The sequence below is a fragment of the Mesorhizobium silamurunense genome, assembly GCF_014843825.1.
Lineage (GTDB): Bacteria > Pseudomonadota > Alphaproteobacteria > Rhizobiales > Rhizobiaceae > Mesorhizobium > Mesorhizobium silamurunense.
Map to the genome: position 1 here is coordinate 1 of NZ_JHQR01000030.1, position 9,428 is coordinate 9,428.

The following is a 9,428-nucleotide window of genomic DNA, read 5'->3' on the forward strand; positions in this document are numbered from 1 at the left end:
CGCCTGCCGGCGCCCGAAACTCTTCGCGTGAGCGGACTGTCCGTCTTCAGAATAGCAGGGCTAGAAGCGGACCGCCATGCCTACAAGCCCTGCGATGAAAGCCCCTGCGATGGAGGCTTGGATTTGGTGGCAGACTTTGTCGCGACCGGCGCGCTTTCAGTGAGGCCGTGAAGCCTATGCATCCGCAGTGCGAAGGACAGAGCCAGCCGACAGGGCTACCCTCGGCCGCCATCCTACGGCCAATGCTGGCGACCGCGGCACTCGTTAGGCCCCCACGACTCGCATAGGAACGGCACCAACGGCCGGCCTTCAAGTGTGCCTTCGATTTCAATTGGCGGTTTATCGCCGCATCGATCAACTGACGATTGACGGGATGCATTGACTTGCGGACAAACCTGTCAGTCCATCAATAGCATCAGGGCGGGATGCAGCTTCTTCAGATTGGGCAATGATTTCGATTGCCAGGGTATGTCGGGCGTTCCGCGCACGACGAGTCGAACGTCGGGATGCTTGCGCACCTCGATGGTAAATTTCGCCAGCAGGTTGATGCCGGAGGAGTTGAGAAAGTGAAGGTCCTTCAAATTGAGGGTAATGGAAGGGGGATTTGAGGCAAGAACGCTGGTCGCCAAAGCCGTGATGGGCGCACCGGCCTCGGAACTGGCAAGCCGCATTGCACCGTCGAAATATATGTCACTTCCCTCAACCCAAACGCGGTAGTCGTCTGTCTTGATTTCCATAGCCTGGCTTCGTCTCATCTAGTTGTGAGTTTGCGAGATCGGTATGGAGGCATATGTCTCCAGGCAGATCCGATCGTCTTCGTCGGCAGAACTGAATATCCAGGCCAGGCGCGCGCCATAGTCGCTCATCAACGTCAGCAATCCGAGCCCGGAGCGCCCCGCGTCGGGGTTCGCGGCATTCGCTTCGATTCGCTGTATCAGCAGGTCCTTGGGGTCGCCAAGAGTGATGTCCGCCAGGAGGCTTTGGAACTCGGACGCGTTTTCACCATCGACGTCATTCGACACCTTGAGCTTGAAGCATTCCGAATCCATCGACGCCTCGATCACGATCTCGCCCGGTGCGCGAAACTTGACAGCGTTTTCGATGAGTTCGTTGACCAGATATCCGATGCTATGCCGCACCTCCATGTAGTCATTGCGGGACGACTGAAAGCGCAACGCGAAAAGATCGGCGATGAAGTCCGAGGTCGTAGCGCAATGACGCCAACTCAGGTCGAGAGGCCCGTCGAACAGCCGCACGCGACTGACACTCTCCTTCATACCGATTGCAATGTCAGGGGTACCGAACAGCGCTGTCATTTCTATGTGTGCCTTATGATCACGAGGGTGATGTCGTCGTGGATCTTCTGGATTCCGATATGGGCCATCAGATCCTCAATGATCCCGGTCTTGATTTCCTCGGCGCTCCTGCCGTGGCGCTTCTGCACGCTCCGGCAGAGGCGATCGAACCCGAACAGTCTTCTGTCTTCGTCTTCCGCCTCGGTCACACCGTCGGTGTGCAACACGATCACGTCGCCGCTCCCGAACACGATGTCACGCGTGTCGATGAACTGCGAGATGTCGGTTTCCAGGCCAACCGGCAGACCCAGATCAAGCGTATCGATACGTTCGACATCCCCATCCGCGCGCACGACGAGAACATCCTCATGCTGGCCGGATAGCGTTACCCACCCATCCTCAAAGTCAAGAAAGGCCAGCGAAAGATGCTTGTCGGTGTTCGTCCGCTCGATGTTCTTGTAGATCGCTCTGTTCAGCCGAACCAGAAACTGGTGCGGATCCAATTCGTTGGCCTCCTGCAAGGCGCGTGCAACGGATTGGACCATCAGCATCAGTACACCGCTCTCGAGACCATGGCCTGTCACGTCGCCGATGCCGATCTTGACCCGTGATCCGTTCTGCAGGACGTCGTAGTAGTCCCCGCCGACCTCGTCGGCCGGCCGCATGTAGGCCGCGATTTCCAGCCCTGGAATCGCTTCGAGTTCGAATTGTTTCGGCAGGACCATCATCTGGATCTGCCTGGCAACCGCGAGCTCGGCGCCGAGGCGGACGTTCTCGTCCCGCAGCTTTTCGTTGAGTGCGGAAATCTCCTGATTTGCGTCCCCGAGCTCCCTCGTCCGTTCGTCGACGAGTTGCTCGAGGTTTTCCGTGTGAAAGCTGATCTGCTCAGCCATGCGGTTGAAGGCGATCCCTGCCGCTCCAACCTCGTCGCGCGTTGGGATGCTGACGCGCACTGAGTAGTCTTTGGACTGGAGCCTCTGGGCGGCGCCGGCGAGCGCCCTGAGGCCCGCGGTGATGCGCTTCGAAATTCCGAGCACGGCCGCAAAGACAATCAGAAGCGAAACGACGATCGCGGCGATCTGAAAGAGCAGAATACGGTTGGTTGCGCGCGAAATACTCTCCTGCGCGGCGAACAGGGATGCATAGATCTCCCGTTCGGGAACGACGATCCCGACCGACATCGTTTCGGACTTGATCGGTCCCGAACTCCACAGGTTGGTCGGCTTCAATCGCTTGAGGACAACGATGTAGGGTACGCGTTCGCCCTTGTTGTCGAGCATGATATGCTGAATGACACCGTCATTATTCTGGTCGAGAGGCAGCGACGCGATAGCCGGCTGCGTACTTCCCCGTAGTGACCTCTCCAAGCCGGTGACGCCCTGCGTGCCCGCGTCGCTCGATGAAGTCAGGCCGATGATCGCCTGGCCCGACGGATTGATCGCCACCACGTTGCCAGTCGACATCGTGAGGAAGCCGAACCCGGTTTCAGCATCAGCGATCTTCACCCTTTCGACGACTTCCGCGAGCTGATCGAGAGTGATGTCTGCCCCCGCCGTACCGGCGATACCGGTGCGATCATGCGTCCACAGCGGGTGGAAAAAGCTGACGATCAGCTTTCCCGTGATCGCATCTGTGTAAGGCGCTGTCTGGGTAATATCGTCAGGGACCGGACGTGAGGCTGGATCCCTGGTCCATTGCTGCCATGAACCATAGATTCCCGGAAAGAAGAACTCCCAGAATTCCGCCTTGTTGTGGCCCGGATAGAGCTTGTCGAAGGTCTGTGCCTGGTTCGTATACGGCACCGTCCTGAAGATCGGCCGTTCCTTTGGACCAATATAGTACATCTGCAGCTTGGACGATCCGCTGGCCATGAGGGTCGGCGCGACGAGATCGATCACGGTACTGTCTTCTATTTCCTGCTGAACGCCGGGCAGCGGAGTGTGGTCGGCGCCCAGCAGGTAGCCCCAGACGCTTACCACGGAAGGCGCGCCCGGCAGGTTCTGCGCCCAATCGCCCTGCGCGTCGTAGACGAGCTTCACGGAGCCGGGCGCTTCATGCGAAAGCGTCGCTCCGACCTGTTGCTGCCTCGTCGGATCGTCGATCTGGGCCTGCAGCACGCCGGCCAGCGCCTTGACGTCGCCATGAACCCGATCGAGAAGCAGGTCGACGCTCAACGCCGTCGACTCGGCATAGGAACGAATGTACTCCTGGTTTGCGGTCGTCAGGCCCTCACCGACTTCCGATGTGGCGTCGCGCGACAGCTTTTGGACGTTCCAAAGCGCCAAACCACCGCTCAGCAGGAGGTCGAACAGTACGGCGCCGCCAACGACCAATACGAATTTCGCTCGAAAGGAGCGCAGGCCGAAGCGCGGTGCAGGCTCATTGTCGGCTTTCATTGCGGACGTCGCCCCGATGCGACCCAGATCGGCCAACCCGCATAACCCTTGGGGTGGAGCGCAGCGAAAATGTGGTCCTGGAAGCCCTGCCGGAACCGAGCGACGAACTCCGGCCCATCGCCGCGCCTGGTCGCCATCTCGCCCGCATAGACATCCGCCCAGGCCGCAATGACATCGGCGAAATCCTGCGGATCGCCGTCCAGGTTAGTGACCATGAAGGTCTCGACACGGATGTCTTCGAATCCGGCTTCCATCAGATATCGCCGGCTTTTTGGCCCAAGCTCGACGTCCATCTCGAAATGCCCGAACAGCTTCGCCACCTCATTGTAGGTCCAACGAATGCTTTCGGCGCGCGGCTCGCCGAGGCAATGCGAATTCTTCTCGTTGGTGATGTAGACCCGCCCGCCTGGCTTGCATATGCGGTAGAGTTCCTTGAGGATGAGTTCAGGTCGATTGAAGATTTGCAGGGAATGCCGGCAGGTAACCAGGTCAAACTGCGCTTCGTCGAGCAGCATTTCCGACGCATCGCCATAGGTATATTCTATGCCCCGGATATCGAACTCCCGCATCACTCGTCGAGCATAGTTCAGGCTTGATATCGAGTGATCGAGGGCGACGATCCGCGATGGCTGGAACTCCTTCTGCACCAGCACGGCGAAATCACCGATCCCGCAACAGATGTCGGCCATGACGATCCCGGGCCTCATGCCGTGTCGCGGCAAGATTGCGCGCTCGTGGCGCCATGTCATCTTTGTCTGCGTGCGCAGGATTGGGACGAACCCGCCTTCCTCGAGAAAGCCCTGCCCCGGATAGAATTGGCTGTCATACTCCTCGACCGTGACGTTCGGTTCGATTCCGCTCAAGCGACCGAATTTTCGCGAGGTCCATCCAACGACGCTTGACGTGATGACAACAAATTTGAGATCGGGTCGAGCCCGGCAGGCATCAATGATGATCCTCGAAAAAGCATGAAATGCAGCGTTGTTCATCTGCGTCAGGCGTCTGACATTGACGTAGAGAACGCCGCGCACACGGCCGATCGCATCACGAAGCAATGCTATGCTGGGCCCAAGCTCATCGATCGCCTGAGGCCGGACCACCCCCGATATGGAGAACTCCTGGTTGTTGGCGTCGTATTGCGCCTTGAAGCGTGGGAGGAGGTCGTTGGGGCTCAATGTTGCAGGCCCTCAAGCGGCAAATCCACGACAAGCTTGATCGCATCGCCGTCGGCTTCCTCGACCCTGAGTGTTGCGTTGTAGTCGACAGCCAGTTCAAGGAGTACGATCTCCCGGCTGGGGGCGAGATCCCCGGACACGGAATTAAGGTATCGCTCCCTGGCTTCAAATCCGGCGACTTGCGATACGGCTTCTTCGTAGAATTGTCGCTCTTCTGGCAGGCAAGGGAATGTCAGCTCGATCCTATCCGTCGCGCCATGGCGAGACACCCTGCATGCCAGTGCGCCATCGGCATGGCGCGTTCGAAACGCGACTTCCAGCAACTCGTTGAACGCAGAGGAAAAGAGATTTGAATGCCGGACCGAGTCTGATCGATTTTGACTGATCATCCGGGCCATGTATGTCGAGACATAATCGCAGTGTCTCCAGGCGGAGACAAAAGTTCTGATTTCCATGTCGATCTGGATCATCGGCTCAAAAGTCGGCTCGCCGGCCAGGTCATGATGAACAGGTCCCATCGGCATCCTCTCTTATTCCATCATTTGAGCCCTGGTGGCGCGATGACCGCCTCGTGATGACCCCAGTCTTACATGACAAGAATTGCGCGCTCTGCCTCGATCGCTTTTACAACTCTCCACTTCACAACGGGTGCAAGGCGCTAGAGCGCCCGATTTGATTCCTCCATCGCTCGCCCCCCCTTCGGCGGGGACCGCCTGACGAAATCGCTGGTTGCCTCGGCTCCGAGCGGCCGTCCCAGGAAATTACCTTGCAGGCAATCGCAATTCTCCTTGATCAGCCAACGTGCCTGTGCCGACGTCTCGACCCCCTCAGCAGTGACGCTTATTCCCAAGCCGTGCGCCAGATTGATGATCGATCGCACGATCGTTTGGCTTTTTAGGTCGGTCTCCAAGTCCGTGATGAAGTATTGATCTATTTTCAAGGTGTCGAATGGAAAATTCTTTAGATAGCTCAAGGATGAATAGTACGTTCCAAAATCGTCGAGCGAGATACGTATTCCCAAAACGTTCAAAGTATTTAACGTATCGATATTGTCGATCGTCTTCTCAAGAAGAACCGTTTCGGTTATCTCAAGTTCAAGCCTGTCAGCTCGGATTCCAACTGCGTCGACGATCTGAGCGACCGTGTCGGTCAGCGAACCACTCAGGAACTGAGCCGGCGACAGGTTGACTGCGACTGTCAGCGAGGAAGGCCACGTCAATGCCTGGCGACAAGCTTGCTCGAGCACCCATCGTCCGATCTCGTCCATAAGACCGTCGGCTTCCGCGATGGGTATGAACACGCTGGGCGGAATGATCCCGACCTCGGGGTGCCGCCATCGCAGCAGCGCTTCGAAACCGATCACCGACGACGGTGGCCGAATGAGCGGCTGATACTCAAGATAGAGCTCGCCCCGCTCCAGCGCGGTTCGAAGGCTGCGCCTCAGATTTTCGCGTTGCTCGAGCAAGAGCAGCATCGAACGGTTGAACGTTCGAGCGCAACCGCGTCCATCCGTCTTGGCTGCGTAAAGAGCAATGTCGGCGGCTTTCATCAGCTGCTCGCCGTCGGTCCCATGCTCCGGCCCGAATGCAATTCCGATACTCGAGCCAACGAAGAGGGAAATGCCGTTGATGACGAACGGCTCCTTGAACGCGTCGACCAGCGATCCGGCAAGACGTTCGGCTTCCGCGGGCTGCTCCTTGCCCAATTGGATGACAGCGAACTCATCGCCGGCATACCGGTAGGCGGATTCGCCGTCCTGCAGCGCGTCGCGGATTCGACCTGCCGCGAGCTGAAGAAGCGTGTCGCCCGCTCCATGGCCGAGCGTGTCATTGACCGCTTTGAAATCGTCAAGGTCGATTTGCAGCAGGGCGGCTTTCGGCTTTGGTCCGCCGATGACCGCCAGCGCTTGCTGCAGCCGCTCACCGAATCGCCGCCGATTCTGCAGTCCGGTCAGCACGTCGTGCGTCGCCTGATGGAGCAGAACTACGTGCTCCCGCTCCTCCGCTGCGCTGCGCCCACCGTGCGCTCTCGATTCGATGATTCCGACACCATTTGCCGTGCCGAAGACGAAAACGGACCGCGGTGACTCGGCCGGTGATCGCGGCAAGTTGATGCTTGCCGGAGAGCCGCCCTGGAACACCCGAAGAAATTCGTCGCGACAGCGCGAATCGAGGAAGCTCGGATAGATATCCCAAATGGCGGCACCCTGCGCCACTAAGCCTCCATACATGCCTTTGAGCCTGGCTGCGTAGTGCGTCAGCCGGAAGTCGCGATTATAGAACGACAAGAGTTCGGTCGTGTTCGCCAAAAGGTCAGCGAGAAGCGCTTCGGCGGTATATGCAGCGTTAGAGGAAGGCCCCTCATTCTCCTTGCCGGCGCCTGATGCCTTTGGATGCAAGTGCCACCTCCATAGGCGGTGCCAATGTGCGTCCCCCAGTTCGAAAATAGCATAACCGTCAAGCTTGGCAAACTTTCAGCTCGCATTCTTAACAAGCGTAGTGTGCAGCGTAGTCGCGATGCATGCTCCGCCGTGACTGGCGGGCGTTTATCCACACGATGAGCAGCCATTAATTGTTAATAAATTGATAATTTGCAGATAATTGCCGCAGGCGTCTGATTCGAAATATTAAGGCAAACGGGGCGGAGCGGCGTTCGCAGCCCGCGCGGGACTATCACCTAGCAGTTCGAAATCGGCTTTCTCGAATATCTGACCTTCAGCCATGTTTTAGACGGTCCGCTCCTGTAGCGGCTGTCGGCGCGTTTCGAAATGACGCCATTAAGCCTGGTTTTCTCGATGGCGCGAAAGATCGCCAGCGCGTCGCCCTCAAAATGCTCACTGTATTGGATCTTGCCGACGCCAGGCTCAACCAATTGCCGCAGCGCTTGTTTGCGCTGCAGCAAGGGCAACGGGGCAAGATTGCGACAGTCGAGATGGAGGATGTGAACGCGACGAACACCAGCCGGCTCGGCTCATCCAGATCGCGGCTTCCAGTTCAGGGGAATCGGGCGTACCCCGCTCGCCTGACACAATCACCTCGCCGTCCAGAATGGCGGTGCCCCGGCATGGAAGTTCGACTGCCAGGGCGATGGGCCAGTATTTTGTCGTCCAATCCCTGCCGTTCTTATTGTAGAAACGCACGCCGCCCTTATCGATGATGATCTGCGTCCGGTAGCCGTCGAGCTTGGCCTCGTGAACCCACCCCTCATCTTCGGGTGGCTGCTCGACAAGAGATGGCATCTGCGGCGGAATGAACTCCAGCCGGTCGCCGTCGACCTTGGCACGCTTACCCAACTACGCCACCATCTTTGACGGATAGCGGTGAACGCGAGCGGCACAGGCGGTCCGATATCCCCCAACTTGGATTCCTGCCCCGCCTGTGCCGAGCCCCACTAAGCCACCGAGCCCCCACTAAGCCATTCTGCGACTGAATGAACACCAGCCGGCCGCCCCGGCCTTGGCACGCTAACTCACTTACGCCACCACCTTTGACGGATAGCAGTGGCGCGATCGGCACAGGCGGTGCGATATTCCCCCCAACTTGGAAACCTGCCGCCTGTGCCGAGCCCCCGCTAAGTCATCGCGAACATCTACGAATAGGGTCGCATTGTCGTTAGCTGCGCATCCAAATACTTATCCGGGCGTACATATCTCGATATCGACGCGGCATCTCTCTCCCAGGGCTCGTGCTATTTGGGGTGGCGTCAGCCCACGCAGTCGCCTTGCTCAGTAGCGGGTTTGCCGCCCGGCACCCAGCAGGACTCCGGGCGGCATTCTAATGAGACGTTGCCGAGCACACATAACCTCCAGCGTGGTCACCGAAGTCGTTTCGGGTCAGCGGGAAGACGGGCCAGCGCAAACCGGCCGTCCGTTGCAAAGCTGGCGGTCATGCGTGAAAGCAGCCCGTTTCAACCCAGGTCGCTTTCTGATTGAATACCTCAAACATCGGCCACGGAGCATCGAAGAGAAAATTCCCGAAAGCCAATGGCGCGACTTCGCCGCGCAGATGATCCGCGATTTCACCGGCTTTGAGACCGTCGATCCTCACTTTGTGGAATGGATGTCAGGGCAGACGGTGAACGGCCAGATAGCTCCGAAATATCTCGACCATCAGTTGGAATGCCCATACTGCCTCACCATCAGGTTGAGAATTCCTGCTGACGCCGGTCCAGACACGCCGATTTCTTGCGACGATTGTGGAGCGTACGGGCTCCAGCCGGCAACGTTGCGGCGACGCTGCAAACACGAGCGGTACGGGATACAATTACCGGAGCGAATGCGTCCCCGGGATGGCTCAAATGTCCTCCGTCGATTCTCTCGCCGCGAGATTATTGTCGGCGACATTGATGTTCGATCGGGCGTCGTTGCTGGCGCTCGAGGCTTTGGCTGCCGAATCCGACCGTCGGGTCCTGAGACGCGGTGAGGTCCTGGTTCGCGAAGGCGATCCATCGGACAGGTTCTTCGTCGTGCTGTCCGGCCGCTTTACGGTACACAAAGGAGATCCGATTGGCTCGGTCGCCGAGATCGCACAGGGCGAACTAGGGTCAGGACTCATTGATCCAGA

9 protein-coding genes are annotated in these 9,428 nt (G+C 58.5%); 1 reads left to right on the forward strand and 8 read right to left on the reverse strand.

Features of this window, described 5'->3' with window-relative positions; genetic code table 11:
• Nucleotides 1–398: 398 nt before the first annotated feature.
• From DH10_RS03105 to DH10_RS37540, 8 genes are all read right to left on the reverse strand, one after another.
• Complete coding sequence (locus DH10_RS03105; protein ID WP_192384186.1) at nt 399–737, reverse strand: slr1659 superfamily regulator; 339 nt, start codon at nt 735–737, stop codon at nt 399–401.
• An 18-nt stretch (nt 738–755) separates the two neighbouring features.
• Entirely contained in the window at nt 756–1,316 is a 561-nt protein-coding gene (locus DH10_RS03110) for a slr1658 superfamily regulator (protein WP_192257470.1), read from the reverse strand.
• 2 nt (nt 1,317–1,318) lie between these two features.
• Nucleotides 1,319–3,691, reverse strand: coding sequence for a PP2C family protein-serine/threonine phosphatase (locus DH10_RS03115; RefSeq protein WP_192384187.1), 2,373 nt, complete (start codon nt 3,689–3,691; stop codon nt 1,319–1,321).
• Entirely contained in the window at nt 3,688–4,866 is a 1,179-nt protein-coding gene (locus DH10_RS03120) for a class I SAM-dependent methyltransferase (protein WP_192384188.1), read from the reverse strand. The genes DH10_RS03115 and DH10_RS03120 overlap by 4 nt, the downstream gene beginning before the upstream one ends.
• Nucleotides 4,863–5,390: a ubiquinone biosynthesis methyltransferase UbiE gene (locus tag DH10_RS03125; protein ID WP_376774935.1), complete on the reverse strand. Its 528-nt coding sequence runs from the start codon at nt 5,388–5,390 to the stop codon at nt 4,863–4,865. Before DH10_RS03125 ends, DH10_RS03120 begins: the two co-directional genes overlap by 4 nt.
• Nucleotides 5,391–5,524: 134 nt before the next feature.
• A complete protein-coding gene (locus DH10_RS03130; protein WP_192257476.1) occupies nt 5,525–7,174 on the reverse strand; it encodes a putative bifunctional diguanylate cyclase/phosphodiesterase in 1,650 nt (549 codons plus the stop codon).
• Between the two features lie 368 nt (nt 7,175–7,542).
• Nucleotides 7,543–7,773, reverse strand: a complete 231-nt coding sequence (locus DH10_RS37535; RefSeq protein ID WP_312891353.1) for an ATP-dependent DNA ligase — start codon at nt 7,771–7,773, stop codon at nt 7,543–7,545.
• The gene (locus DH10_RS37540; RefSeq protein ID WP_281396957.1) at nt 7,730–8,158 is read right to left on the reverse strand and encodes an ATP-dependent DNA ligase; all 429 of its coding nucleotides are present in this window, start codon (nt 8,156–8,158) and stop codon (nt 7,730–7,732) included. The genes DH10_RS37535 and DH10_RS37540 overlap by 44 nt, the downstream gene beginning before the upstream one ends.
• A 1,004-nt stretch (nt 8,159–9,162) precedes the next feature.
• Between DH10_RS37540 and DH10_RS03140 the strand changes: the two genes are divergently transcribed.
• The coding region (locus DH10_RS03140; RefSeq protein ID WP_210327749.1) for a cyclic nucleotide-binding domain-containing protein at nt 9,163–9,428 on the forward strand (266 nt) is incomplete at its 3' end.